Annotated in this window: 28 protein-coding genes; all 28 read right to left on the bottom strand. The window is 43.7% G+C overall.

The features are described from left to right. Positions 1–38: 38 nt before the first annotated feature. Entirely contained in the window at positions 39–632 is a 594-nt protein-coding gene (gene lhaT / locus AXI57_RS11250; RefSeq protein ID WP_061670098.1) for a lipoprotein heptaprenylglyceryl N-acetyltransferase LhaT, read from the bottom strand. Positions 633–744: 112 nt separating this feature from the next. Continuing rightward, positions 745–1,512, bottom strand: a complete 768-nt coding sequence (locus AXI57_RS11245; protein WP_004429786.1) for a menaquinol-cytochrome c reductase cytochrome b/c subunit — start codon at positions 1,510–1,512, stop codon at positions 745–747. A 32-nt stretch (positions 1,513–1,544) separates the two neighbouring features. Next, on the bottom strand, positions 1,545–2,219 hold the full coding sequence (gene qcrB, locus AXI57_RS11240) for a menaquinol-cytochrome c reductase cytochrome b subunit (protein ID WP_003225560.1): 675 nt from the start codon (positions 2,217–2,219) through the stop codon (positions 1,545–1,547). Position 2,220: 1 nt separating this feature from the next. Then, positions 2,221–2,724, bottom strand: a complete 504-nt coding sequence (locus tag AXI57_RS11235; protein ID WP_010789049.1) for a Rieske (2Fe-2S) protein — start codon at positions 2,722–2,724, stop codon at positions 2,221–2,223. Positions 2,725–2,865: 141 nt separating this feature from the next. Next, entirely contained in the window at positions 2,866–3,312 is a 447-nt protein-coding gene (locus tag AXI57_RS11230) for a YpiF family protein (RefSeq protein WP_004429782.1), read from the bottom strand. A 55-nt stretch (positions 3,313–3,367) separates the two neighbouring features. Next, positions 3,368–3,907: a ReoY family proteolytic degradation factor gene (locus AXI57_RS11225; RefSeq protein ID WP_004429781.1), complete on the bottom strand. Its 540-nt coding sequence runs from the start codon at positions 3,905–3,907 to the stop codon at positions 3,368–3,370. Positions 3,908–3,982: 75 nt separating this feature from the next. After that, entirely contained in the window at positions 3,983–5,254 is a 1,272-nt protein-coding gene (locus AXI57_RS11220) for a tetratricopeptide repeat protein (protein WP_061670097.1), read from the bottom strand. Between the two features lie 350 nt (positions 5,255–5,604). Then, positions 5,605–6,891 carry a 3-phosphoshikimate 1-carboxyvinyltransferase gene (aroA, locus tag AXI57_RS11215; RefSeq protein WP_061670096.1) on the bottom strand — a complete coding sequence of 429 codons (1,287 nt, stop codon included), beginning with the start codon at positions 6,889–6,891 and terminating at the stop codon, positions 5,605–5,607. A gap of 11 nt (positions 6,892–6,902) precedes the next feature. Further along, complete coding sequence (locus tag AXI57_RS11210) at positions 6,903–8,018, bottom strand: prephenate dehydrogenase (protein WP_061572973.1); 1,116 nt, start codon at positions 8,016–8,018, stop codon at positions 6,903–6,905. 50 nt (positions 8,019–8,068) lie between these two features. Further along, positions 8,069–9,151 (bottom strand): histidinol-phosphate transaminase, encoded by a 1,083-nt coding sequence (hisC, locus tag AXI57_RS11205; RefSeq protein WP_013390581.1) that lies wholly within the window; start codon positions 9,149–9,151, stop codon positions 8,069–8,071. Between the two features lie 11 nt (positions 9,152–9,162). Beyond that, positions 9,163–9,966, bottom strand: coding sequence for a tryptophan synthase subunit alpha (gene trpA, locus AXI57_RS11200; protein ID WP_061670095.1), 804 nt, complete (start codon positions 9,964–9,966; stop codon positions 9,163–9,165). After that, positions 9,959–11,161: a tryptophan synthase subunit beta gene (gene trpB, locus AXI57_RS11195; protein ID WP_061670094.1), complete on the bottom strand. Its 1,203-nt coding sequence runs from the start codon at positions 11,159–11,161 to the stop codon at positions 9,959–9,961. The genes trpA and trpB overlap by 8 nt, the downstream gene beginning before the upstream one ends. Beyond that, positions 11,142–11,798, bottom strand: coding sequence for a phosphoribosylanthranilate isomerase (locus tag AXI57_RS11190; RefSeq protein ID WP_061670093.1), 657 nt, complete (start codon positions 11,796–11,798; stop codon positions 11,142–11,144). The genes trpB and AXI57_RS11190 overlap by 20 nt, the downstream gene beginning before the upstream one ends. Positions 11,799–11,802: 4 nt before the next feature. After that, positions 11,803–12,555 carry an indole-3-glycerol phosphate synthase TrpC gene (gene trpC / locus AXI57_RS11185; RefSeq protein ID WP_061670092.1) on the bottom strand — a complete coding sequence of 251 codons (753 nt, stop codon included), beginning with the start codon at positions 12,553–12,555 and terminating at the stop codon, positions 11,803–11,805. Beyond that, positions 12,548–13,564, bottom strand: a complete 1,017-nt coding sequence (trpD, locus tag AXI57_RS11180) for an anthranilate phosphoribosyltransferase (RefSeq protein ID WP_061670091.1) — start codon at positions 13,562–13,564, stop codon at positions 12,548–12,550. Before trpD ends, trpC begins: the two co-directional genes overlap by 8 nt. Beyond that, positions 13,536–15,083 carry an anthranilate synthase component I gene (trpE, locus tag AXI57_RS11175; RefSeq protein ID WP_061670090.1) on the bottom strand — a complete coding sequence of 516 codons (1,548 nt, stop codon included), beginning with the start codon at positions 15,081–15,083 and terminating at the stop codon, positions 13,536–13,538. The genes trpD and trpE overlap by 29 nt, the downstream gene beginning before the upstream one ends. Positions 15,084–15,301: 218 nt before the next feature. Continuing rightward, the gene (gene aroH / locus AXI57_RS11170) at positions 15,302–15,685 is read right to left on the bottom strand and encodes a chorismate mutase (protein ID WP_010789062.1); all 384 of its coding nucleotides are present in this window, start codon (positions 15,683–15,685) and stop codon (positions 15,302–15,304) included. Continuing rightward, the gene (aroB, locus tag AXI57_RS11165; RefSeq protein ID WP_061670089.1) at positions 15,682–16,770 is read right to left on the bottom strand and encodes a 3-dehydroquinate synthase; all 1,089 of its coding nucleotides are present in this window, start codon (positions 16,768–16,770) and stop codon (positions 15,682–15,684) included. The genes aroH and aroB overlap by 4 nt, the downstream gene beginning before the upstream one ends. Continuing rightward, complete coding sequence (aroC, locus tag AXI57_RS11160; RefSeq protein WP_004429762.1) at positions 16,770–17,942, bottom strand: chorismate synthase; 1,173 nt, start codon at positions 17,940–17,942, stop codon at positions 16,770–16,772. Before aroC ends, aroB begins: the two co-directional genes overlap by 1 nt. 71 nt (positions 17,943–18,013) lie before the next feature. Continuing rightward, complete coding sequence (locus AXI57_RS11155; protein ID WP_061670088.1) at positions 18,014–18,784, bottom strand: protein-glutamate O-methyltransferase; 771 nt, start codon at positions 18,782–18,784, stop codon at positions 18,014–18,016. Between the two features lie 223 nt (positions 18,785–19,007). Next, complete coding sequence (gene ndk / locus AXI57_RS11150; RefSeq protein WP_004429759.1) at positions 19,008–19,454, bottom strand: nucleoside-diphosphate kinase; 447 nt, start codon at positions 19,452–19,454, stop codon at positions 19,008–19,010. Positions 19,455–19,576: 122 nt separating this feature from the next. Next, a complete protein-coding gene (hepT, locus tag AXI57_RS11145) occupies positions 19,577–20,539 on the bottom strand; it encodes a heptaprenyl diphosphate synthase component II (RefSeq protein WP_004429757.1) in 963 nt (320 codons plus the stop codon). Between the two features lie 28 nt (positions 20,540–20,567). Beyond that, positions 20,568–21,269, bottom strand: coding sequence for a demethylmenaquinone methyltransferase (gene menG, locus AXI57_RS11140; RefSeq protein ID WP_061670087.1), 702 nt, complete (start codon positions 21,267–21,269; stop codon positions 20,568–20,570). Between the two features lie 5 nt (positions 21,270–21,274). Beyond that, the gene (gene hepS / locus AXI57_RS11135) at positions 21,275–22,030 is read right to left on the bottom strand and encodes a heptaprenyl diphosphate synthase component 1 (RefSeq protein ID WP_004429753.1); all 756 of its coding nucleotides are present in this window, start codon (positions 22,028–22,030) and stop codon (positions 21,275–21,277) included. Between the two features lie 165 nt (positions 22,031–22,195). Beyond that, entirely contained in the window at positions 22,196–22,423 is a 228-nt protein-coding gene (gene mtrB / locus AXI57_RS11130; RefSeq protein ID WP_003230576.1) for a trp RNA-binding attenuation protein MtrB, read from the bottom strand. Between the two features lie 22 nt (positions 22,424–22,445). Continuing rightward, positions 22,446–23,018, bottom strand: coding sequence for a GTP cyclohydrolase I FolE (folE, locus tag AXI57_RS11125; protein WP_004429751.1), 573 nt, complete (start codon positions 23,016–23,018; stop codon positions 22,446–22,448). A gap of 197 nt (positions 23,019–23,215) precedes the next feature. Beyond that, a complete protein-coding gene (gene hbs / locus AXI57_RS11120) occupies positions 23,216–23,494 on the bottom strand; it encodes a non-specific DNA-binding protein Hbs (protein ID WP_003153447.1) in 279 nt (92 codons plus the stop codon). A 363-nt stretch (positions 23,495–23,857) separates the two neighbouring features. Further along, positions 23,858–25,336: a stage IV sporulation protein A gene (gene spoIVA / locus AXI57_RS11115; RefSeq protein WP_004429750.1), complete on the bottom strand. Its 1,479-nt coding sequence runs from the start codon at positions 25,334–25,336 to the stop codon at positions 23,858–23,860. Positions 25,337–25,386 lie beyond the last annotated feature (50 nt).

Below are 25,386 nucleotides of genomic sequence, written 5' to 3'. Positions count from 1 at the left end.
GAATATGAAGAGAAGGACAAGGTTAGACCAACATTGTGTTACGGCAGGTCAAGCTTCATCTGTTTTTTTGAAACGACTAAATAGTACGCTAAAGCGATTGAAAACAGGCTGAGCCAGAAGGTCGCATAACCGATATATGGCATATAATCCGAAAGCATAGAATACTGAGGCATCATGCCGAAAAGATAATCAATAACATCATTGTGCAATGTCCAGATCGCCGCAAGGACAAGGTGCCATAATCTAAAGCGGAAATACGGACTATAAAGAACTCCTTGAACAGCCATCGCAAAATGAGAGCCAATCAGCATATAACCCTGCCACGGCAATTCGCCGGTGACAAAAAGGACGAGCAGGTTCATTCCTACCGCCCACAGGCCGTACTTTACGAGCGTGACCAATGCCAGTGCTTCGAATAGCTTCGCGTTTCGTTTCATGAGAAATGACAGCAGCACAAACAGGAAAAAGAACGTCGCCGTCGGGCTGTCTGGAACAAATACGAGAAAGCGGGCCGGTGTTTCGAGCAGCTGGGGCAAATACCAGTAGTACCCATATACCGTACCAAGAAAATTCACCGCTAAAACGAGCAGCAGCATCGGCCGCTGTCCCAATAGAAACTGAAACCATTTCATGTCTTATCAACTCTCAGTCTGTAAAAGTATGTACTGCATACAAAAAAGCTGACGCCAGGTCAGCTTTTTATAAGAAAAGTATAGCCTTCTATCTCGTAATTCACAATACGTTTTATTTCGCTGTGGTTTCAGAAATAAATTTAGCCAGTTCCTCAAGTTCTTTATCATTGCCTTTAAACACACCAGCCGGCATTTGCCCTTTCCCTTCCACGGCGATTTTTTTGATCTCCTCAGGACTTAACCCGCTGTCAACCAATGACGGGCCGGCTGCTCCTCCTTGAAGATTATCTCCATGGCAGGAAATACAGCCTTGATCCTGAAACAGCTTATAACCTTCTGATTCGGTATCAATTTCCGCCTCTTTTGTAATCTTGCCTTGCTCTTCCGCTTTGGCCCAGTCATGTGTGGCGACAGACTGCCATGTCAGAAATACAGTTGCCGCAAGAGCAAAAAGCATCATACCAACGGCTACCGGGCGCTTCCATGGCCTTCTCTCCGTTCCCCTGTCAAGGAAAGGCGCTAAAAGCAGCGCGCCAAAAGCGAGACCCGGCATGATCATGGCCCCGACAACAGTAAAGCTACCGGCGGCGTATTCGTATTTCAGCAATTGATATAAGAAAAGAAAATACCAATCAGGCAGCGGAATATATCCGGTATCTGTCGGATCAGCCATCCGCTCTAAAGGCGGCTGATGCACGATGGTCAATACAAGAAATCCAACCAGAAAAACAGCGCCGACAAGCCACTCCTTTAATAGGAAATTCGGCCAAAACGCTTCTGTCTTACCTGGATATTCTGAGTAGTCCTTCGGTATATTCGGCTTTTTCTCAGCGGGTATTCTTGAGTCCCCTACAAACTTCATCCCTTTGCCCCGATGCATGTCATCCCCTCCCTTTTATTCACAGATCAAGTTTAAAGCGGTCCTGAAATTCCCTGCTTGCGGATCATGATAAAATGCGCTGCCATCAGTCCGAATAATGCGGCAGGAAGAAAAAACACATGGATCGCAAAAAACCTTGTCAGAGTTTGGGCGCCGACGATATCCGGATGGCCCGCAAGGAGTGTTTTGACTTGTGTTCCGATAAGCGGTGTCGCTTCCGCAATTTGAAGACCTACCTTTGTCGCAAACAGCGCCTTCATATCCCAAGGCAGCAAATAGCCTGTAAATCCGAGACCAAGCATTACAAAGAAAATAAGTACACCGACAATCCAATTTAATTCCCTCGGCTTCTTATACGCGCCCTGAAAAAAGACCCTCAGCGTATGTAAAAACATCATCACAATGACTAAACTTGCGCCCCAATGGTGCATTCCCCTTACAATTTGGCCGAACGCCACTTCATTTTGCAAGTAATAAACCGATTCCCATGCGTTCTTAATGTCAGGCACATAGTACATGGTTAAAAACATACCCGACAGCACTTGGATAACGGTTACAAAAAACGTCAAACCCCCAAAACAGTAAACAAATGCGGAAAAATGGTGGGCTGGATTCACATGCTCAGGCACCTCGTGGTCGGCTATATCCCTCCACATCGGTGTAATATCAAGCCGTTCATCTACCCAATCATAAATTTTGTTAAGCATGTCACCCTTCCCCCTTAGGCTTTGCTTTTCCAAGATACAGGAAGCCGTCCTTCACTTCTTGCTCATAATGGTCAAGTGGTGCAAGCGGCGGCGTGCCGGGGACATTCGTACCGTCTTTTTCATATAGCCCGTAATGGCATGGACAGAAAAATTTGTTCGGATTCTTAGGATCGTTATTCCAGTTGACTGTACATCCCAAATGCTTGCAAATCGGTGATAATGCCACAATCTCATCCCCGTGTTTGAACACCCAAGCTGATCTCGATTCCTCTGATTCATACCAGGCATCGACTTGATTAATTTTAAAATCAAAGCGCTGCGGTTCTTTTGTCAGCTCATCGACGCTGACAACCTGAACCATATCCTGATCCCCAGTCGGTTTTAACACCGGATCGAGTGCAAAGCGAACCATAGGCATGAGCATACTAGCCGCCATAAACCCCCCTACGCCCGTGAGCGTATAATTTAAAAATTGACGTCTTGATATATCATGTCTTCCGCCCATCTCTTCTCCCCCCTCTAGGTCGACGCTACAAACTAACTAAAATAGAAAATATTTCATAACACTAGACACCCTCATAATATATGAATCTCTCAGCAAGGTCAATATAGCCAAAATATTAATAAATAGGAAATGTAAGTGTTTTTACAAAGTGCCCCATAACTGTAACAAAACGTTCAAAATTTCGCCTGTCTTATCTTCCAATATTCTTCTTTTTAATGAATCATTCATATGTTCAAATGGCACTGAGGGGATATACACAACCTTCTCTTCTGATACCGCATCTTCCCAATTTGCTTCAGCAGTCAAAAAAACGACATGCCGAAACCGGGAACCAGCCTCTTTTTTCCAATACCTCAATTCCTGAATGGTTGTTTCATTTATATCTATATATGTATATGCAGGGAACAAATATACCCGTCCCTTTAATTGCCGTTCCAGTTCTTCACAAATCAGCTGTGTAAATTCCCCTTTTTCTACTGAAGCCTTAAATTGATGATCAGCTTTAATGGATATTAAAGGAATGACAGCGGTATCAATGTAATCCGCAGCCTGCAAATAAGCCTCGGCATCAGCTATTCTCCACCTCATTGTTTTCTCCCCCTCTACGACAACAAGCCTTGCATGTTTTGCAAGGCCGGAAATATTATGTGAGCTGATTCAATTGCTGAGATAATTGTTCAAATGCTTCTTTATCGTGACGGTCCAGCGCCTCGTCTATATCTTTCAGCAGTCTTTCTCTTTGAAATGTAGAAATTGCGTGTTCTAAAATTTGTTCAGCCATTCCTTGATCTTTTTTATTCTCAAATAGATCTTTAGGAATATGAGGATTAGACTCAAGCACTGCCGCATACTCCGGCGAATTGTAAGCTGAACGGAAATTCAGCTGGATAAATAAATCCTGCTGTTTATTTAATCTGATATCATGGAAAGATTTTTCTGCATCGGTTGTCATTACGTTCTCTTTATAAAACCGAAACGGAACTTCTTCAACACAGTGTGTTGACATTATAATGCCTCTTGGGCAAAACTCAGCTTGTTCTACGAAATGGACTTTTTCCATTAAAGAGTCGTGGCTCATTAAATAATTCAAAATCCAGACGCACTCTCGGCGCTTAAGCTGATAATGGTTTAAAAACCATCTGATAAAGTCCTTTTTCTCATTGACAGAAACAGGGGTCTGCATGTAATTCCCTCCTCTATCGGTCGTAAGTTTATTCTTATACATCATAAATTCCACATGGAGAATAAGAAATCCTGCTTATCTAGAAAATTCATCCTCAATCCGCAATATCGTTTCTTCAAGCTCTTCATTGGCGCCGTCCAGTTTGAGCACTTCTTTTAGAAGCGGAAGCGCTTCTTGCTGCAGCCCTTCTTCCAATAAGAAGTTCGCGTATTCGTATAAGAAATCTCTGTCCTCGCGATAATGAAGATAAGCGGCTTCAAAGCATTTTTTAGCCTCTTCATATTTCTCCAATTCAGTATAAGCGCTTGCCAGGTACCAATTGTATTTCGGGTCCTCTTCCCCATAGCCCCGCACTTCTTGAATCAAATCAATGATCAACTCATAATCTTCTTCCTTGAGATAAACGGCAAGCAGAGTGTGTAGTGCTTCCACGTAACCGGGATCAAGCGCAAGCGCTTCTTGAAGCAGCTTTTTGCCCTCTTGGACATTTCCGATTTTCAGCGTCATTTTTGCTGCGTAAAGGAAGAGTTCCTTGTTGTATTCATCATAGCTGATGCCTTCTTTGGCTGTTTTCAAAGCCTCTTCATACATGCCTTCTGCCTCATAGCTTTCAGCAAGCGGCATATAAAGCGATGAATAGGATGGATCAATCTCTTTCAGGTCTGACAGCTGCTTGATGGCGGTTTTGACGAACCCAGCCTGTGATGCAGTAAAACCGTAGCCGAAAATGGTATTAGGCTCAGGAGTTTCCTCGACAGCTTTTTCGTACCAAGGAATCGCTTCCTCAAATTCACCTGAAGCGCTTAAAGATTCTGCTAATCTTTGATGAACATTAACGCCTCCGATTTCACTCTGTTCCTCAGCCGTTCTTTTAAAATATTGGATAGCCTTTGCATACGCGCCCTGGGTATAATAAAGCTCACCTAACGCAAAATCGATGACAGGTTCATCTTCAAGGATTGATTTTGCTTTTAAAAGCTTTTGTTCACTTACTTCAAATAAACCTTGCATCTGATAAAGGTCTGCCATGAGAAGCAGGCTTTCCGGGTACGACCCATCTGTTTCAGGAATGGTTTCCAGCACAGCCAGAGCTTTTTCTTCTTCGTCAATATCTATTAGCAGTTCAGCGTAAAAATTCGTTAACTCTGTTTCCTCAGGATACAAATCATGCAAATCACTGATCAGCGAAATTGCTTTATCCGCATTTCCCCATTCATAATACAGCTGGGCTGCTATCGCTTTATCTTCATCATGGAGCTGTTTCTCAGCCTTCGAGAGCGTATTGAGGCCCTTTTCGGTTTCACCAGCTTCAACTAATTTTATGGCTTCTTGAATTAATGTATTCAAATCGGACCGGTCCTTTCTTTTCCTATACATAAAACTTATTAAAGGGGCTTTTTTGTTCGGGTTAACCCTATCATAATTCAGACGAAGGCCTTCGGCAAATAAGATGCCTGCCCCAATGCGGCCTCGTTTTTGGTCATTTTAGTTTACCAAAAGAACAAGCTCAGGAAAACAGCAAAAAGGAAGAAAGCAACTTGTACACAAAAACAGCCTTTTCAGACTGCCCTCCAAATAAAGCGCATCCTCCTTTCCCTTTTTATTTTTTCCTGTATAAGACAAGCTATGATGCATTCTTACATTTTATGATTGTTTTCCCTTAGCCGTATTGATGAAAAAAGCCTGAAGGAGCACCTTCAGGCTTTTGCAGCTAATTTGTTCAGATGATCGAAAAAAGTTGGATACGATACGTGAATCGCTTCTGTCTGCAAGATTTCAATAGACTCTTGAGTTAAACATGAAGCAATGCCGAGCATCATTCCGATACGGTGATCTCCATGGCTGGAAACAGTTGCACCGCCTTTTAGGGTCTGCTTTCCGTAGATTTTCATCCCGTCATCTGTAGCCTCAATGTTTGCGCCCAGCTTACGAAGTTCTGACACTACTGTATCAATCCGGTTGGTTTCTTTTACTTTCAGCTCAGCCGCATCCTTAATAATGGTCGTTCCCTCAGCTTGAGTTGCAAGCAGCGCGATGATCGGAATTTCATCAATTAAGCGCGGAATAATGTCTCCGCCGATTTCAAGCGCGTTCAGTTCAGAAGTCTCAATCGTCAAATCTCCGTAAGGCTCTGCGCTGTCGCCGCTTGATTCAGTGATGTGAAGTTTGGCCCCCATCTTTTGCAGAACATCAATGATCCCGGTTCTTGTAGGGTTTAAGCCTACATTTTTCAGTACAATTCTACTATTTGGAATGATCGCCCCCGCCGCAAGGAAAAAGGCGGCTGAAGAAATATCCCCAGGCACAAAGATGTCTTGAGCTGTAAGCGATTGGCCTCCTTTGATAGAAACGCTTGTTTTGTCTTCTGAAAGCTCAATACCAAAAGCGCTCAGCATCCGCTCTGTATGATCCCGTGATTTATGTGGCTCAGTGACCGTTGTCGTTCCTTCTGCCTGCAGACCTGCAAGCAGCACTGCAGATTTAATTTGGGCACTCGCAACAGGTGAGACATAATTAATACCCGTTAAATCCCCGCCATTCACTGACAAAGGAGTAAACTCTCCGCCCGCTCTGCCGTCAATATGTGCGCCCATTTTTTTCAAAGGATCTGTCACGCGCTTCATCGGACGCTTTGCGATACTTTCATCACCGGCAACGGCGCTGTAAAACGGTCGTCCCGCCAAGATTCCAAGCATCAGCCGAATCGTTGTACCTGAGTTCCCGACGTCTAAAAGGCTTTCAGGCTCCTGAAGAGCTGAGATGCCCTTTCCGTGTATCGTTACGTCACTGCCGCTGCGCTCAATGTGAACACCCATTTTCTTGAAGCATTCTATCGTGCTGAGACAGTCTGCTCCCGGAAGAAAGTTTTTGACTGTTGTTTTTCCGTTTGCGAGCGCGCCAAACATCACAGAACGATGTGAAATTGATTTGTCTCCGGGGATATGGATTTCTCCGTTCAAAGACTGCACTTTTTCTCTTTTCATTGTTTTCCACCTCAGTCAGCATAAAAAGTATCATATTCTGCACGGGATTCTATGCAATTTTCAGCCCGCTTGCGGTCATTGTCGGTTTGAAAACTGATTCTTAAAATCCCGTTTATGTCTTCTCGTGTTTCAATAATCCTTATATTCGTTATACTGATGCGCTCCTCAGCCAGGATTGCTGTTATTTCAGAAATAACTCCGGGATGATCAGGCACATCTACGTAAAGATCATAAAAAGCCGGAATCGCTCCTTTTTGCCGAAGCGGCAGTCCGTCACGATAGTCCTTCGCCATTTTAAAATAGTCGAAAAGCTTTTTTGCATCTTCGTTTTCCACATAGGTTTGAATGGTTTCGATTTCTCGCTTCCATTCATCAAAGCGATCCAATATTTTTTCTTTATTATGTAACAGAATATCTCTCCACATCGCAGGACTGCTTGAAGCGATGCGGGTAATATCCCGAAATCCTCCCGCAGCAAACCGCTTCACGAGCGGATATAACTCTTCCGAATGATGAGTCTGATGAACAAGACTGGCCGCAACTATATGAGGAAAGTGGCTGATGACGCTTGTTACGCCATCGTGCTCTTCGGGAGTCATTTCAACAAATTGGGCATTTGTCGCTTTCAGCAGCTTTTTGATTTGATCGACCGCTTCTTTCGCCGCGTTACGGCCTGGCGTTAAAATGTAAAAAGCATTTTCAAACAAAAATTCCTTCGCCGCCGCGACTCCGGATTTATGAGAGCCTGCCATCGGATGGCCGCCGATAAAATGATAATGTTCAGGCAGCACTTGATCTGCATAGCGGACGACTTTTTGTTTGGTGCTTCCTACATCCGTAATTAAAAGCTGGTGTTTGATGCCCGATTGAGCCAATTCATCCAGCATAAGCAGCGTTTGAGCAACAGGGGTCGCAATAATAATGGTTGAAGCCTTTTTCGCTCCTTCAATAAACGAATCGGCGCTTTCATCTATCACGCCAAGCTTTAATGCTGCCACAAGCTGCTCTTCTGAGATGTCAACGCCGATGATCCGCTTGTCCGGAAATTGCTTTTTGACGGCCAACGCGATGGAGCCGCCGATTAATCCAAGTCCCGCGAGCAATATTGTATTTTTGGTTTGATTCATATCTTAATCACCTGGTTTGATAGACTAAAGAGGTGATGCATGATCACCTCTTATAACATTTCAGCTAAAATCGTGAGGATTTCCTCATTTTGCTCTTTCGTTCCGATTGTTATCCGCAGCGAGGTCGGGAATCCCAATGCATTTCCAGACCGCACAATATAGCCTTTTTGCAGTAAAGCTTGGAAAAGTTCATCCGCCGGACGGTTAAAATCAATTAACACAAAGTTGGTTTGTGAAGGATAGTATCTTAATCCGTGTGTTTTGGCAAAGTCATAATATTGCTTAAGACCGGCAGCATTTTTTTTCACACAGGATGCGATAAAGTCCTGATCGCTAAGCGCGGCGATCGCGGCAGCCTGACCAAGGCGGCTTGTATTAAACGGTTCTCTCGCAGGCTCAATCTGACGGATCAGCGCCTCGCTTGCAATGCCGTAACCGACTCTTAACGCCGCCAGGCCATAGGCTTTTGAAAAGGTCCGCAAAATGATCAGATTAGGGTGTTTTTCCAAAAGCGGTATACTTTCCGGATAATCCTCAGCCGTTACATATTCATAATACGCTTCATCCAGCACTACGAGCACATGGCTCGGCACACGGTTTAAAAACGAAAGCAATTCACTTTCTGCTGTATAGGTTCCCGTCGGATTATTCGGACTGCATACCCACACGATTTGTGTATTTTCATCAATGGCTGCTAACATCGCATCAAGATCATGACCGCCGTCTTGACGAATCGCAATTTCACGAACTTCCGCGCCCTCAATGACCGCATTGTGTTTATATTGAGGAAACGTCGAAGCTGCTGTAATTGTGTTTGTCTTTTCATTTAAAAATGATCGGCAGATGATTTGGACAAGCTCATCAGAACCATTGCCAAAGATGAGGGACTTTTCACTTACATTAAGATGTTCGCTGAGCCTTGTACGCAAAGCGGCGCTATAGCCATCCGGATAAAGCGCAAGCTGTTCAATTTCTTGTTGAAGAGCTTCTTTTGCAGCTTCTGAACAGCCGAATGGGTTCTCATTAGAAGCCAGCTTAACGACTTTGTCCAGGCCGTATTCCCTTTTTACTTCTTCAATTGGTTTTCCAGGCTGATAAGGCTTCAGCTGTTTTAATTGTTCTTTGATTCGCAAATCCAGTCACCTCATTTTAAACTGTACAAGCCACTAAACGTCTTCGCATATTCTTCAAATGTTTGCACCGCACGCTCCCTTGTATCCTGACAGACGAGCTGGTTTTGCAATTCTTCTATTTTTCTGACCAGTGCGCTGCCTACAACGACACCGTCACACATCTCATTCATCTTGATTACCTGTTCGCGGCTGGAGATTCCGAACCCTACAGCCACAGGAACAGAGCTGAGCTCCTTAACCGTCCGGATAAAGGAGTAGACTGCTGAGTCGAATTCATTGCGAACGCCGGTCACGCCTAATGAAGACACACAATATACGAAGCCCTCGGCCTGTTCTGTAATTTTTTTTAAACGACTTTCGCTTGTCGGTGCCACCAAGGAAATATAGGTCACATTATTTTTTTTGCATTCTTGCTGAAGCTGGGCACTTTCCTCAAATGGCAAATCCGGAACAAGCAAGCCGTCTATATGATTTTCCCGCAGTAAAGCGAAAAAGTATTCTTTGTTCAATTGTAACACAGGATTATAATACGTAAAGAGAATTATCGGAATATCGACACCACTTTTTTTCATTTTACCGCCTAATTCTATGGCTTTTACGATATTCATCTCATTGGCAAGCGCCCGTTTCGAAGCACGCTGGATAACCGGTCCGTCAGCAAGCGGGTCTGAGTAGGCGACACCCAGCTCCAGCGCGGAAGCTCCCGCTTTTTGAAGGGACTTAGCAAGCTCAATAGAGACCTCTGGCAAAGGGTCTCCGGCCGTAATGAAGGGGATAAACAATTTGTCAGAAGGCTTCTGTTTCAAATTATACATGCGCTTTCACCTCATCTTCCAATACTTGCATCAATGTGTTCACATCTTTGTCTCCTCTTCCTGACAAACAAACGAGTATACTTTGCTCACGGTCCATTTCTTTAGCCATTTCAAACGCCTTAGCTAATGCATGGGCAGATTCGATTGCCGGCAAAATGCCTTCTTTTTCGGAGAGAAGCCTTAATGCAGCGACCGCTTCATCATCCGTCACACTTTCATACTTCACTCGGCCGCTTTGGTGAAGATAAGCATGCTCCGGCCCGATTCCCGGATAGTCCAGCCCTGCCGAAATGGAGTATGGCTCTATGATCTGGCCGAATTGATCCTGAATCAAATAAGTCAGCGATCCGTGGATGACACCTTTTGTTCCTTTTGAGATAGTGGCTGCGTGAAGAGAAGTGTCAATTCCTTTTCCGGCGGCTTCTGCTCCTATCAATTCTACATCTTCCGCTAAAAAAGCCTGAAAGATACCAATAGCATTGCTTCCTCCGCCAACACATGCAACCACTTTGTCCGGAAGATTTCCTTCTATGCCGCGCAGCTGTTCTTTCGCTTCATCGCCGATTATTCTTTGGAATTCACGAACAATGTAAGGGTACGGATGAGGACCTACTACAGAACCGATCATATAAAAATGGTCCTCGCAATGCTGGACCCAGTATCTGATCGCTTCATTCGTTGCGTCCTTAAGCGTACCATTTCCGCTTGTGACCGGAACCACTTCCGCTCCCAAAAGTTTCATACGGAACACATTCAGCGACTGACGCGCCACATCTTCTTCTCCCATAAAAACGGTACAGGGAAAACCAAATTTCGCGGCTACTGTCGCCGCTGCGACACCGTGCTGGCCTGCCCCTGTTTCAGCAATGATTTTTGTTTTGCCCATTTTTTTTGCAAGCAGAGCCTGCCCCAAAGCGTTATTGATTTTGTGGGAACCTGTATGGTTTAAATCTTCTCTTTTTAAATAAATTTTAGCCCCGCCTAAATGATTTGTCACCTGATCGGCAAATGTCAGCGCTGTCGGCCTTCCGGAATAGTCGAATAACAGCTTTTTATACTCTGCTTCGAAAACAGAATCATTTTTTATTTCTTTGAATGCTTTTTCAATTTCTTCTAAGGGCTGCATCAGCGTTTCAGGAACGAATTTTCCGCCAAACTCGCCAAACCTGCCGATTTCATTTGGATATTGATACATAGTGGTTCATCCTTTCTTCTAATAGCTTGATGAAAATTTGATCTTTTTTTCCGTTTCTTTCAATTCCGCTCGCCAGATCAATCCCGCCTGGCCTCCATTTGAGCAGTCCGGCAATCGTTTCCGGATTTACACCGCCTGCAATAAAACACCGTTTTGTTGTCCGCTCAGCTTCCTGCTGATATGCAGGCACACTCTCCCAAGAGAACGAAATACCGCTTCCGCCTCTCATCCCTTTGACAGATGAATCAATTACAAACCCATCGACGGCCGCCGCAAAACGCTTCATTTGCTGAATTGTGCCCTGATTATGATGCAGTGCTTTCCATACTTCACAATCCGCGAAAGAACGCAGGTTTACGGCATCTTTCGGGATTTCGTCACCATGCAGCTGAATGACATCAAGCTGAAGGTCATTGGCAATACGAGCTATGTTCGCATTTTTTTCATTAACAAAAACACCCACACGTTTTTTATCGCCTATATGCACTTGGCTGCACCACTGTTTCACTTCAGCCGCCGACACTTTTCGTTTGCTCTCAGCAAAAACGAATCCCAAATAATCGGCTTGTGATGTTGCTGCTGTCTGCAAATCTTGGAGAGAGCGAATGCCGCAGTATTTTAATTCGGGCTTTTTCACAGCCTCACTCCCCAAACAAAGCATAGACTGCTTCTTGCTGTGACGGCTGCTTCATTAGTGACTCTCCTATGAGTACCGCTTTCGCTCCATGTTCTTTTACGAATTGCAGATGCTCCAAGGTCCCAATGCCGCTTTCACTGACGAGCAGGCTGTCTGTCGGAACGAGAGCTGCGATTTTTTCTGACTGCGTCACCGAGGTTTCAAATGTTTTTAAGTTTCGATTGTTAATGCCGATAATATCCGGCGTAAACACCTTCAAAATCCGTTCAAGCGTCAATTCATCATGGACCTCCACTAAAACATCCATCCCTGATTCTTGTGCTTCTGTGTAAAGTTCGTGCAGTTTCAAAGGATCGAGCGCTTCACCGATCAGAAGGATCGCGTCTGCCCCGATTCTCTTCGATTCTTTTACTTGAATAGAATCTATGATGAAATCTTTTCTCAGGACCGGAATTGAGACAGCCCGCTTAACATCTGTCAAATAGTGATTTTCGCCTAGAAAAAAGGGTGTGTCCGTTAATACAGAAAGCGTATCCGCCTTTGCCGCTTCATAATCTTGAGCAATCATGTCAGGGATGAAATTTTCTTTAATCAGTCCTTTTGAAGGAGACGCTTTTTTCACTTCTGCAATCAACCCGATAAATCGGTTCGGATTTGCAAGCGCCTGTTTAAAAGAACGTTTTATAACAATTTGTTCCTCTGGTAAAATAATCGTTTTTACTTCTTCTTTTTTTTGGGCAATAATTTTATCAAGCATAGATCTCTTCCTCTTTCTGTTTCAGACGTTCAAGCTGTGCGCGGGCATTTCCGCTTTTGATCGTTTCTAAGGCGAGCTGTACGCCTTCTTTCATATTAGCGGCAATCCCAGCCGCATAAATGGCGGCACCCGCATTTAAAGCCGTAATGTTCAGGGCTGATGAATTGCTGTCATTTTCAAAAATTTTCTGAATCAACAACGCGCTTTCTTGCGGAGACTGCACCTGAATATCTTTCAGCTCCCCCGCTTTAAAGCCGAATTCTTCAGGCGATACAGTATACTCCCGCCGGGCACCGTCCTTTAATTCAATGACATCGGTCGGTGATGTCACGGACAGCTCGTCTAGTCCGTCGCGGCTCGAAACAAACAGAACATGCTTCGGATGGAAGCTTTCCAGAGCGCTTGCCATCAGCTTGGCTTTTTCCGTTGAATATACCCCGATGACTTGGCGCTTCGTCTGCAAAGGATTGCTGAGAGGGCCAAGCAAGTTAAAAATCGTTCTGAAACCGAGCTCTTTTCTTGCGACTGCGACATGTTTCATAGACGAATGATACAGCGGGGCAAACAGAAAGCCCATATTTTTTGTTTTTATGCTTTGCCTTACCTTCTCCGGAGTTGATTGAATGAAAACTCCCAATCTCTCTAAAACATCTGCGCTTCCGCTTTTTGAAGATACTGATCGGTTTCCGTGCTTTGCAACTTTGGCTCCGGCTGCAGAGGCCGCAATGGCAGCGGCAGTTGAAATGTTAAACGTGGAGATCCCGTCTCCACCCGTTCCGCACGTATCAACAACGTCAGGCAGGCCGTCTATCGTGAGCGCATGGTCGCGCATCACTTTTACAAATCCTTCCAGTTCCTCTGCAGTTTCTCCCCGATGAGCCAATACTGATAAAATCCCGCCCATCTCAGTCGGTCCCATATTTCCACTCATCATGAGCTGCATGAGGTCTTCCGCTTCGCGAACAGATAATGTGCTGCCATTAACGCATGATAGCAGAAATTTGTTCATCAACTTCATCCCCCTTGCTTCGGAACATGTCTTCCGCAATATGAATGGTTTTCAGCAAAGCCCCCGCCTTATTGCAGCTTTCTTCATATTCGGCTTCCGGCACGGAATCAGCCACAATGCCCGCTCCGGCTTGTATAGAAGCGACACCTTTTTTTACGCTCATTGTGCGAATCGTAATACATGAATCAATACTTCCGTCAAATCCGATGTAAGCGATGCAGCCGCCATACGTTTCACGCGGCGTCGGTTCTAATTCGTTCAATAGCTGCATGGCACGGATTTTAGGGGCACCCGTTAAAGTGCCTGCAGGAAATGCTGACATTAATGCGTCTACAGGATGAACGCCGTCTTTCAATCGGCCTGTGACGATAGAGATAATATGCATCACATGTGAGAAGGAAACAATTTTTGTAAACTCCGGAACAGCAACCGAGCCGTACTCCGCCACTCTGCCTATGTCATTTCTCGCAAGGTCAACAAGCATGTAATGTTCCGCCTTCTCCTTTTCATCTTTCATCAGCTCTATTTTCAGCTTTTCATCTTCCTCTTTATCAGCGCCTCTTTTTCTCGTTCCAGCTATCGGATGAATTTCCAGATGGCCGTCTTGAACATGAATTAACCGTTCGGGAGAGCTTCCGACAATTTCCCGGTCAGGCAGCTTGATGTAATACATATAGGGTGAGGGATTGACAATGCGCAGCACTCTGTATAGTTCAAAAGAGTCCACTGTTATCGGAATCTCAAATTTTTGTGACAGCACACCTTGAAAGATATCACCCGATTTAATATATTCTTTTATTCTCTCTACATCCGCCATAAACTCACGCTTTTCATAATTAGAAGAGACTGTGTCAAAGCTTGGTGTCGTATAAGTTTCTGATGACAGGAAAAGCTCTGTTAAATTTTTATTCTCCGTCATTTGATCCATGATTCTCTGAAGTTCGCCATGATTCTCATTAAATATATCAATTTTTTCAGACTCTGCTTCTTGTCCGTTTAGCCTCGCATACTGGATGAAGTGTACTTTTTTTGTTTCATGGTCGTACGCCAGCATCGTTCTGCAAACAAACAGCATGCACTTTTCCAAATCAGTTGCTTGGCTGTGGCTCTGAATTGCCGGCTCAATCAGCGGTATCATGTCGTAGCTTAAATAACCCACCGCCCCGCCTACAAACGGGATATCAAGTTCTGGTGTTTTAATCCGATATGTTTCGTTCATCCAATCAAGGACGGCTTTTAATTCGTTTCCTGTATAAAGCGTCTGATGTTCTGAATCAATCGCTAAAAATTGTCCTTTTTGCTCTTTAATGGTGATGAAGGGATTGATGCCGATAAAAGAATATCTTGACCAGCTTGATGTATCGTCCTTGCTTTCAAGCAGATAAGTGATTTTTCGGTCCAGCTTTTCAATCATTTGAATGGGTGTCAGTGTATCCACTGTGAAAGTCTCCACAATGGGAATGGTGTTATGAGACAAGCTGTCCTTTAAAAATGTGGAAATATTTGATTGGAAATTCATCTTCTCACTCCTTATGGCAAGGAGAATGAGGTGAGGTATAAGAGGGAATGAAATGTATACAAAATAAACCCAAAAGAATAAACTTCTTTTGGGTAGGAATTAACAAATTTGTCCTCAGCTCAACTAAACTCATTCTCAGCTACCCTATTCTCTAACTCAACTGTTCTAACTTCTGCTTTATACACACTTTTGTGTATTTCTAAGCTGTTCTTATCGTATTACAATTCAGTATTTTTTGTCAATGATAAATCTGGTCTTAATCCGACCGCTTTTTCTAAATAAATGTGTTTGATTTGATCTTGCGGCACATCGGTCTGAACGGTCATCATGACACGCACACATTTTTTCAAACCGCCGTTTACGTCCATTTCCTGCATACAGGTAACCGGAACATATTGCCATCCGGCGATCTCACGCACGGCTTTGGCTGGAAAAACAGAATGCAAATCAGGAGTCGCCGAAAGAAGCATTTGGACAACATCTTCCGGCTTTGTTTTGTTTTCTGTGATCATTTTCTCCAACAGCTGTTTTGTTTTGCTTAAGATCTCTTGTTCTGTATCATTTTCAACGGTTGTTGCTCCGCGAATGCCGCGAATCATCATGCTGTCTCCTCCATTCGCCATTTGTTCAGCCAATTTTCCAGTTCATCTTTTGAAAACGCATGGTCGGCTACCTGGCCGATTTGTTTCAATACAATAAACTGGATAATGCCTCCGCGGGTTTTTTTATCATTCATCATACGGTTTACTAGTACAGATGTAGAAACTTCCTGTTTAATTCTATGAGGATATCCAAGCTTCTTGAACCATTCCGTAAGAAGCTCTCTGTCCATTTGGCATCCTTCTGCTTGTTCACTTACATACAAAGCGAACTGCATTCCGAGCGCCACTGCGTCACCGTGGGTAATCTGGCCGTAGCCATATTCCGCCTCAACAGCGTGCCCGAGTGTATGACCGAAATTTAAGAAGGCTCTGATTCCTTCTTCCTTTTCATCTTGATTGACAACAGATGATTTAATGGAAATGCCTTTATAAATCATCTCATTGAGCTGTTCACTGTTTATGTCATCCAGCGCTTGAATGCTCAATAGCTCCTCTAAAAACGCTTGATCATAAATAAAAGCGTGCTTAATGACCTCTGCCATCCCTGATCTCAGCTCTTTTTGAGGAAGTGTGTGTAATAATTCTGTATCGTATAGCACGGCTTTCGGCTGATAAAAAGCACCGATCAAATTTTTCCCCATCGGATGGTTAACGGCTACTTTTCCTCCTACCGCGCTGTCATGGGCCAAAAGCGTCGTCGGCATTTGAATGAAGTCGATCCCCCGCATGAACGTGGCTGCCACAAATCCGGCTAGATCTCCTACGACCCCGCCGCCAAAAGCGATGATACATGAGGAGCGATCCATGTGAAATGAAATGGCTTCCGTCTGAAGCCGGGTATACACCTCTAAGGATTTAGCCTGCTCGCCGCTTGGCACCGTCACTTTTTTCACGGGCCATTTCTCCTCTAATATACGAAACATTTCCTCACCGTACAGGCGGTCGACTTCTTCATCCGTAATGAGCAAAATACTGGTCAACGGCCTGTTCAATGAAGACAAAAGCTCGGAAGCCTGTTTTCTAATGCCTTCACCGATAAAAACAGGATATGAAGAGGAAGCTGTTTCCACATGCAGTGTTCTCATTAAAATTCCCTCGACAGCTTTTTCATGTTCTCCACATTTTCTTTAATTCGGTCAATCTGATCCAAGCCGAATTGTTCAACGACGGCATTGGCAATTTCCCATGCCACAGCCGCTTCAGCCACTACGCTTGCTGCCGGCACCGCACAGCTGTCCGACCGTTCGATACTTGCAGAAAACGGCTCTTTTGTTTCGATATCTACGCTCTTCAGCGGTTTATACAATGTAGGGATTGGCTTCATCACACCGCGGACGACAATCGGCATTCCTGTCGTCATACCGCCTTCGAGTCCTCCAAGTCTGTTGGTTGCGCGTGTATAGCCTTTTTCTTCATCCCAAATGATTTCGTCATGCACTTCACTTCCGTTTTTGCCTGCCGCCTCAAAACCGATGCCAAACTCTACACCTTTGAAAGCGTTGATTGATAATACAGCGGCAGCAAGTTTGCTGTCGAGTTTCCGATCATAGTGAACATAGCTGCCGACACCTACAGGCATGCCTTCCACAATAACTTCTACAATACCGCCGATTGAATCTCCATTGGCTTTCGCTTCATCAATGGCATCCATCATTTTACGGCCGGCTTCTTCGTCATAGCATCTGACTGGCGATTCCTCAGTAACTCGCTGCAGGTCTTCAATAGAGGTATAATCGGTTTTTTCAGCTTTTACGCCTCCAATTTCCAATACGTGGCCCGCCACTTTAATGCCGAGCGCTGAAAGAATTTGTTTCGCTACGGCACCAGCAGCCACTCTTACCGTCGTTTCTCTCGCAGAAGAACGTTCAAGCACATTTCTCATATCACGATGGTTATATTTAATCGCACCGTTCAAATCGGCATGCCCCGGTCTCGGTCTTGAGATCTGGCGTTTCATTTCATTTTCTTCTTCCTCAGTAATGGGAGCAGCCCCCATAATCTTTGTCCAGTGGGTCCAATCCTTGTTTTCTACAACAAGCGCGATTGGTGAACCTAGTGTGCGTGCGTGACGTACACCGCTCATAATTTTCGCCTGGTCTTTTTCAATCTGCATCCGGCGGCCCCGTCCATGGCCTTTTTGGCGTCTTGCAAGCTCAAAATTGATGTCTTCTTCTGTTATGTAAAGCCCCGCAGGCACACCTTCTATAATGGTTGTCAATTGCGGACCGTGTGATTCTCCAGCTGTTAAATATCTCATGACCTCTTCTCCCTTCATCACATTAACGCTTTTAAGTAAAACTATAACATATTTTTTAGTGAAAAGTCATTCTATCTTTTTTGATAAAAGAATGTATCAGCAGAAATCAGACCGTATTTCTCAGGGTTGAAGATTTGCTCTGTGCTGCCGACGAATAAAATTCCGCTTTTTTTCAGGCTTTGCGCCATTTTTAAGTACAGTTCTTCCTTCGCCTGTTCTGTAAAATAAATAAAAACGTTTCGGCAGACAATTAAGTCAAAATCCTGTTCATAGCGATCAGCAAGCAGGTTGTGCTTTTTGAACCTGATATTTTTTTTAATATCCGCTTTCACTTGATAGCTTCTGTCATCATTCTGTTTAAAAAACCTGTCTTTTACCGACGCGGGAACCTCCTGTAATGAACGTTCCTGATATATTCCTGTTTTTGCTTTTTCGAGCGCTTTCTCATCAATATCTGTCGCCAAAATCTGAAAACCGGACAGCCCTTTTTGCTGCTCGAGAATCATGGCCAGCGTATACGGTTCCTCTCCCGTGGAACATGCCGCACTCCATATGTTTAACGGTTTTTTATGTTTTATTAATGGTAAAATCGAGGTTTCAAGAACCTCCCACCTTTTATAATTACGGTAAAATTCTGAAACATTAATCGTCATCCTGTCTAATGTTTCATTTAAAAGCCGCTGATCCTTCTCTAGAGCCTCAGCAAATTCCTTAAAGTTCTGATAACCCTTTTTTTCATATAATGAGGTAAGCCTTCTCTTCATTTGTGCTTCTTTGTATAAAGTAAGATCTACTCCAGTTAATTGTTTCCATTTGCTGATGAATATATTGTATGCTTCCATTGATTCTCTCCCAGCCTTGCTTTCTTTTGTCCTAGTATAGCTTTTTTTCTAGGGGAATTGTATCGTTTCAACAAAAAAATCAGCCTTTCAGCTGATTTCAAACGGGAAATGGCAGGGTTTTTCAAACCCTGCCATTTGTTAACACATTATTGAAAACCCTTACAATCGAGAGAAAGTTGAAACCAATAAAATTGTCTTAAAGCATGAGCCTTTCAGCTGATGTTTAATAAATCCAATTGGTCATGAGTTTTTGATAAGGCACTAATTCCTCTTGTTTAAAGAAAATATTAATCTCGCGCTCTGCGCTTTCTAAAGAATCAGATCCATGGATAATATTTTTTCCTACAAACATTCCGAAGTCTCCGCGAATCGTGCCCGGCAATGCTTCTTGCGGATTTGTTTTTCCGATCAGCTGCCTTGTCACTTCAATTACGTTCTCACCTTCCCATACCATCGCAAATACGGGACCTGAAGTGATAAATTCCACGAGTTCTCCGAAGAATGGTTTACCTTTATGTTCTGCATAATGATTTTCTGCCATTTGCTCAGAAACGGCCATCAATTTGGCTCCGGCCAATTGTAAGCCCTTACGTTCAAATCTAGACAAAATTTCACCGACTAGCTGGCGTTCTACACCGTCAGGTTTTACCATGATAAACGTCTTTTCCATAAGATTCTCCACCCCATCATTATGTATGTATAGGCTTTCACGTTGTACAACGAAATCGTAACATCTTTCTGACAATTAATCAATCAGGGGAGGAGAAAATTCACATCTTGTTCGAAAAAAACTTAAAATTTTCGTTTTCCGATATATTTTGCGATGGAAGCAAGGGATGAGCGCGCGCGCCCTCTCGGCAAAGTATTTAGTTTTTGGAAAGCCTTCTCCAAATACATTTCACTGACGTCCATTGATTTTTTGATCGCATTTGTTTTCTTAATTTCTTCAATAATAGGATTAAGCTGTTCCTGTGTCGTCTCGCTATTTATCAATTTAAGCTGATTTCGCAATCCGGGATGCTCCAATGCATATAAAACCGGGAGTGTGATATTTCCTTGCAGCAAATCTCCTCCGACCGGTTTCCCAAGCTCTTCTTCTGTTGAAGTGAAATCTAATATATCATCGATAATCTGATAAGACATCCCCACATAATAGCCAAACCAATACAACGCTTTATGAACCTTTTCATCCGCTCCGGAAGCAATGGCTCCCAACTGACAGCTGACGGCAATGAGGATAGCGGTTTTTCTTTTTATACGCCGCAAATACGTTCTTAGGTTTTGTTCCATGTTGTATTTATCTTTAATCTGCTCGATTTCACCGAGGCATACTTCAACAATGGTTTGAGAGAGAATACGGTGAGCTTTCGGTTCGTTAATTCTTGTCATCATCTCAAGAGAGCCGGCAAGCATATAATCGCCCGTATACATTGCGATACGATTGTCCCACTTCGCTTTAATCGTAGGCTTCCCTCTTCTAAGCTCAGCATCGTCTATCACATCATCATGAACAAGAGACGCCATGTGAATCATTTCTAATGTGACGGCGACATATTTGATCTTGTTAATGTCGTAGTTTCCAAACATTCCGGAAAGCAAAACAAAAACCGGGCGGATTCGTTTGCCCCCCGCTTGGAGCAGATGAAGCCCCGCTTCACTTAGTAACGGATAGTCGGAACGTACGGTTTGTTCAAGTTCTTTTTCGATTATATCAATATCGTCATTTAAAAAAGAATAGGCCATTTTAAATTTCATATCATTCACCCAAACATCTGTGTATTCGTTATTTCCATCCGATATGCGTGGCAGCGACACCGCCAGTAAACGAATGATATTTGACATTTTTAAGGCCCGCCTCTTCAAACAGGCGCGCAAGTTCCTTCATACCGGGAAATTCTCTTGCTGATTCTTGAAGCCAAGAGTATTCTTTATAGCTTTTCGCAAACAGCTTGCCGAAAAACGGCATAATATATTTAAAGTACATAAAATAGGCTTGCTTAAAACCAAACATTTCAGGCTGGGACGTTTCAAGGCAAACGACCTGTCCGCCTGGCTTTACCACACGTCTCATCTCTTTCAAAACCGTTAAATAGTCCGGGACGTTGCGAAGTCCGAAACCTATTGTGACATAATCAAATGAATTATCATCAAAAGGAAGTTCCATCGCATTTCCGTGCAGCAGTTCGATTTGGCTGTATCCGCCGTCTTTTACTTTTTTTTCGCCGATGCTCAGCATATTTTTGCTGAAATCCAAGCCTTTTACCTCGCCTGTTTTTCCGGCGGCTTCCGCAAGCGCGATGGTCCAGTCCGCTGTTCCGCAGCACACATCCAGTGCTTTGGCGCCTTCTTTCACATCCATAATGCGCATTGTTTTCTCACGCCATTTTTTATGCTGTTGAAAACTGATGACAGAGTTCATCTGGTCATAATTTTTATATATTTTCTCAAATACGCCGTGTACTCGCTGTTCTTTAGACTCCTGCATAATGGTTACCCTTCTTCCACTTTCTGATGATAAGTTTTGTCTTGGCTGATTGTTTTCAGACGATTTAATAACATATTTTGAATAGGTGAATTCACAGGCAGGATCGTTTCAATGCTGTGCTGTGCTTTTTTGCGGCTGTCTTCTAGTATCTCTGCCATTGTTTTGCCTGAATGAACGAAACCGCCGATCACATCAAGAAATGTATCATGCCCGTTCATAAGCCGTTTATATACAAAAAAGTCACTTGATAGTATTTTCCAGCGAGGAAGGTTGAAGTGTTCCGATACTCTATGGAATAATGCCGCCTCCACAATAGCAACACTCTCAAAAAAATGGTTTGCATCCCGTACAGAACGGTCGTACAGACGTATTTTGTGCTCATTGATCTCTTTAATTGCTGTAGCAAGCGTCCGAATCATGTATATATCCTTCATTTCTGACAGGAGAGAATAGTACAGCCCGCTGAAATAGTCGCCGGCAAGGACGGTCAATTGCCGATTTTTATTTTCGTCTCGCTTTATTGCTCTGGCAGTTGTCACTTCATCGTGGGTATCAAGGGCGCTTTGGACAAGCATCGCTGTTACAATATAATTTTCTTTGTCTTCAGGCTTAATGTCCGCCTCTTCAAATAACGCATGAAAAAGAAGAAGCTTATCCTCATCAATTTTAGGCGCGGAAATATGTTTCGCTAAATAAGGATGTGACAGCTTTTGTTTTAATTTCGTATTCAGATTCGCTAAAGTTCCGTAGATGTCTTGCAAAAATATCACCCTTGTCCCCAAATTCACATTTATTCTAAATTATATATGTAATACATTCTTTTTTGTCATTTTTATACGCAGATATCATTATAGCATAAAAAAAAGAAATTAGCTGTACCATCCCGCTGTTTGAGAGCATTTGCGGCAACAGCGGGGACAGCCAGTTTATTTTTTCTCGCTTTTCATTTCTCCATACGCGGTTTGAATGAGGGCCTCGCCTCTGACTTTAATCGCAGATGTATGCTCAGTAAACTGAGCAATGATCACTTCGCCTTTGTCCAGCTTTTCGGAATGATGAAACTTTGTATCTGTTCCTCTTGTCAGGCCGATTACATTCACTCCGTCCTCAACCGCTTTAATGACGACAAAATCGCTTGAATGCTTTTGGTTCATATAAGAGCACCCTCTATCTTATTTAGTCATGTCGTTTAATATGATCTAACACTTCAGAACGGGCAGCAGCATCGTTTTTGAAAATGCCTCGCACAGCAGAAGTGACTGTTTTTGCCCCCGGCTTTCTGACGCCTCTCATTGTCATGCACATGTGCTCCGCCTCAACTACAACCATCACGCCGTGCGGATCGAGTGTTTCCACGATGCTTTCTGCAATCGTTGATGTAATGCGCTCCTGAAGCTGAGGGCGCTTTGCTACGGCTTCGACGGCACGAGCCAATTTACTGAGGCCTGTGACCTTTCCGCCGCGCGGTATATAAGCAATGTGCGCTTTTCCGTAAAAAGGAACAAGATGATGCTCACACATAGAATGAAATGCGATATCCTTCACAAGAACAAGCTCTTCATGGTCCTCACCGAAGACGGTTTGAAAATGTTCTTTTGGATCTTCATTCAGTCCGGAAAAAACTTCGGCGTACATTTTTGCGACTCTTTTCGGAGTGTCCAACAGCCCTTCCCGGTTTGGGTCTTCTCCAATCGCTTCTAAAATTTGGCGAACCGCTTGTTCAATCTGTTCTTTATTAACTTCTTTCATCTTCTATGTCCTCCACCAATGAATACATTTAATTTCGATTCTAGCACACATATCACGCCAAAAGCAAAACGAAAGCCCTAAATGGGTCACGAAAAGATCGGGGCGTTTTAAAAAATGAAAAGCCCCTTAAAAAGGGGCTTTTCTGTGAAGAAATAAAGTGTATGTAAGCTAGATGCATACACGATCTATATTCACAATTATTTTCCTGCAACAGCGTCTTTAAGAGCTTTACCTGGTTTGAAAGCAGGTACCTTGCTTGCCGGAATTTCGATTTCTTCACCTGTTTGCGGGTTACGTCCTTTACGTGCTGAACGCTCACGCACCTCAAAGTTACCAAAACCGATCAGTTGGATTTTATCACCATTTTTAAGTGCATCTAAAATCGTATCAAAAACAGAGTCAACTGCTTTTGTAGCGTCTTTTTTAGACAACTCGCTTGCTTCCGCAACTGCATTGATTAGTTCTGTCTTGTTCATGCCTTTCACCTCCTCCCAAAAGTAATAAATTCAGGTAGATTATTATCATTTCTTCACAGTTCAGCCTGATTCTAAACCTCTCTGAAAAAAATTCAGAGGAAGGGCACATACGGCTTCTTATAGAGAAATCTGCGCTCTGAGGAATGTTTGTCCAACAGAGTGAAGATTTTCTGTATGTAGAGTAACACATATAAAAAGCCATATCAAGCATTTTAAAGCTTCAATCCCTTGCTCGTCAAGGATTTAGGGTGATAAACCGAACAAATATTCCTTTTTTTACTTATATCATCCTATTCCTTGATCTATTTCCATTATCTGCGGACAATAAAAAAAGACCTCCCATTTCTAAAGAGGTCTTCCATATTACAGGATAATCGCTATCAAACCGCCGGAGCCTTCGTTAATGATTCTTTCCAGCGTTTCTTTCAGTTTATACCTCGCATTCTCAGGCATGAGAGATAATTTGGCCTGTATGCCTTCCCTCACGATGGAGCTTAACGATCTTCCGAAAATATCTGAATTCCAAATGGAAAGCGGATCATCCTCAAAGTCCTGCATTAAGTAGCGGACAAGTTCTTCGCTTTGTTTTTCAGTCCCGATGATCGGAGCGAATTCGCTTTCTACATCAACTTTGATCATATGAATGGACGGCGCGACCGCTTTCAGCCTGACGCCGAATCTGGAGCCCTGTCGTATGATTTCTGGTTCATCTAAACTCATATCCGACAATGCCGGCGCAGCGATCCCGTATCCGGTCTGTTTCACCATTTTCAAAGCGTCGGAGACCTGGTCATACTCTGTTTTAGCATGGGCAAAATCCTGCATAAGCTCAAGCAAGTGGTCTCTCCCTCTGATTTCAACACCGACTACTTCTTTTAAAATCTGATCGTATAGATGATCCGGCGCATACAGGTCAATTTCAGCTATCCCCTGCCCCATTTCAATCCCGGCAAGTCCTGCACTTTCAATAAAATCGAATTCGCTGAATTGACCGACAACCCGATCAACATCCCGCAGCCGCTTGATATCTTTTACCGTTTCCTTGACAGAGTCTTGATAGCTTTCCCGCAGCCAATGGTTCTCTTTCAGCACCATGACCCAGCTTGGGAGATTCACATTCACTTCAAGCACCGGAAACTCGTAAAGCGCTTCTCTGAGCACGCTGAGTACATCTGTTTCTCTCATGCTTTCAACACTCATCGCCAGTACCGGGATATCATACTTTTCCATTAAACTCTGGCGCAGCGCCTCTGTTTCAGGATGATACGGCTTCACCGAGTTAATGACCATAATGAAAGGTTTGCCGACTTCTTTCAGCTCGTCAATGACTCGTTCTTCTGCTTCGACATAGTCGTTTCTGGCGATATCGCCGATAGAACCGTCTGTGGTAATGACTACCCCGATTGTCGAGTGTTCTTGAATCACTTTTCTCGTACCGATTTCAGCAGCCTCATGGAATGGAATCGGCTCTTCGTACCAAGGCGTGTTAATCATTCTCGGTCCGTTTTCATCCTCATAGCCTTTAGCTCCGGGCACCGTGTACCCTACGCAATCTACCAGCCTTATATTGACATCAAGTCCGTCTGATACATGGACAGACATCGCCTGATTAGGAACAAACTTAGGCTCTGTTGTCATAATCGTTTTTCCGGCAGCGCTTTGCGGCAGCTCATCCTGTGCACGTGCACGGTCAGCTTCGTTGCTGATATTCGGGAGCACCACAAGCTCCATAAATTTCTTAATAAACGTAGATTTCCCTGTACGGACAGCTCCAACGACCCCTAAATATATATCGCCTCCTGTTCGTTCAGCGATATCCTTGAAAATATCGACCTTTTCCAAGTGATCCCCTCCCGGACTTCCTATCCTAATCATTTTTATTCACCATTCAT

Source organism: Bacillus atrophaeus (genome assembly GCF_001584335.1).
In the GTDB taxonomy this organism is placed as follows: Bacteria; Bacillota; Bacilli; order Bacillales; family Bacillaceae; genus Bacillus; species Bacillus atrophaeus.
Note: the sequence above shows the minus strand (reverse complement) of the source record. Positions and strands in the feature narration are given on the sequence as shown.

What these genes read in the sequence shown, in the direction of transcription:
- lhaT (WP_061670098.1), bottom strand. Translation starts at nt 632, where the DNA reads ATGAAATGGTTTCAGTTTCTATTGGGACAGCGGCCGATGCTGCTGCTC.
- AXI57_RS11245 (WP_004429786.1), bottom strand. Translation starts at nt 1,512, where the DNA reads ATGCATCGGGGCAAAGGGATGAAGTTTGTAGGGGACTCAAGAATACCC.
- qcrB (WP_003225560.1), bottom strand. Translation starts at nt 2,219, where the DNA reads ATGCTTAACAAAATTTATGATTGGGTAGATGAACGGCTTGATATTACA.
- AXI57_RS11235 (WP_010789049.1), bottom strand. Translation starts at nt 2,724, where the DNA reads ATGGGCGGAAGACATGATATATCAAGACGTCAATTTTTAAATTATACG.
- AXI57_RS11230 (WP_004429782.1), bottom strand. Translation starts at nt 3,312, where the DNA reads ATGAGGTGGAGAATAGCTGATGCCGAGGCTTATTTGCAGGCTGCGGAT.
- AXI57_RS11225 (WP_004429781.1), bottom strand. Translation starts at nt 3,907, where the DNA reads ATGCAGACCCCTGTTTCTGTCAATGAGAAAAAGGACTTTATCAGATGG.
- aroA (WP_061670096.1), bottom strand. Translation starts at nt 6,891, where the DNA reads ATGAAAAGAGAAAAAGTGCAGTCTTTGAACGGAGAAATCCATATCCCC.
- AXI57_RS11210 (WP_061572973.1), bottom strand. Translation starts at nt 8,018, where the DNA reads ATGAATCAAACCAAAAATACAATATTGCTCGCGGGACTTGGATTAATC.
- trpA (WP_061670095.1), bottom strand. Translation starts at nt 9,966, where the DNA reads ATGTATAATTTGAAACAGAAGCCTTCTGACAAATTGTTTATCCCCTTC.
- trpB (WP_061670094.1), bottom strand. Translation starts at nt 11,161, where the DNA reads ATGTATCAATATCCAAATGAAATCGGCAGGTTTGGCGAGTTTGGCGGA.
- trpC (WP_061670092.1), bottom strand. Translation starts at nt 12,555, where the DNA reads ATGCTTGATAAAATTATTGCCCAAAAAAAAGAAGAAGTAAAAACGATT.
- trpD (WP_061670091.1), bottom strand. Translation starts at nt 13,564, where the DNA reads ATGAACAAATTTCTGCTATCATGCGTTAATGGCAGCACATTATCTGTT.
- trpE (WP_061670090.1), bottom strand. Translation starts at nt 15,083, where the DNA reads ATGAATTTCCAATCAAATATTTCCACATTTTTAAAGGACAGCTTGTCT.
- aroH (WP_010789062.1), bottom strand. Translation starts at nt 15,685, where the DNA reads ATGATGATTCGCGGCATTCGCGGAGCAACAACCGTTGAAAATGATACA.
- aroB (WP_061670089.1), bottom strand. Translation starts at nt 16,770, where the DNA reads ATGAGAACACTGCATGTGGAAACAGCTTCCTCTTCATATCCTGTTTTT.
- aroC (WP_004429762.1), bottom strand. Translation starts at nt 17,942, where the DNA reads ATGAGATATTTAACAGCTGGAGAATCACACGGTCCGCAATTGACAACC.
- AXI57_RS11155 (WP_061670088.1), bottom strand. Translation starts at nt 18,784, where the DNA reads ATGGAAGCATACAATATATTCATCAGCAAATGGAAACAATTAACTGGA.
- ndk (WP_004429759.1), bottom strand. Translation starts at nt 19,454, where the DNA reads ATGGAAAAGACGTTTATCATGGTAAAACCTGACGGTGTAGAACGCCAG.
- hepT (WP_004429757.1), bottom strand. Translation starts at nt 20,539, where the DNA reads ATGAAATTTAAAATGGCCTATTCTTTTTTAAATGACGATATTGATATA.
- menG (WP_061670087.1), bottom strand. Translation starts at nt 21,269, where the DNA reads ATGCAGGAGTCTAAAGAACAGCGAGTACACGGCGTATTTGAGAAAATA.
- mtrB (WP_003230576.1), bottom strand. Translation starts at nt 22,423, where the DNA reads ATGAACCAAAAGCATTCAAGCGATTTTGTCGTCATTAAAGCGGTTGAG.
- folE (WP_004429751.1), bottom strand. Translation starts at nt 23,018, where the DNA reads ATGAAAGAAGTTAATAAAGAACAGATTGAACAAGCGGTTCGCCAAATT.
- hbs (WP_003153447.1), bottom strand. Translation starts at nt 23,494, where the DNA reads ATGAACAAGACAGAACTAATCAATGCAGTTGCGGAAGCAAGCGAGTTG.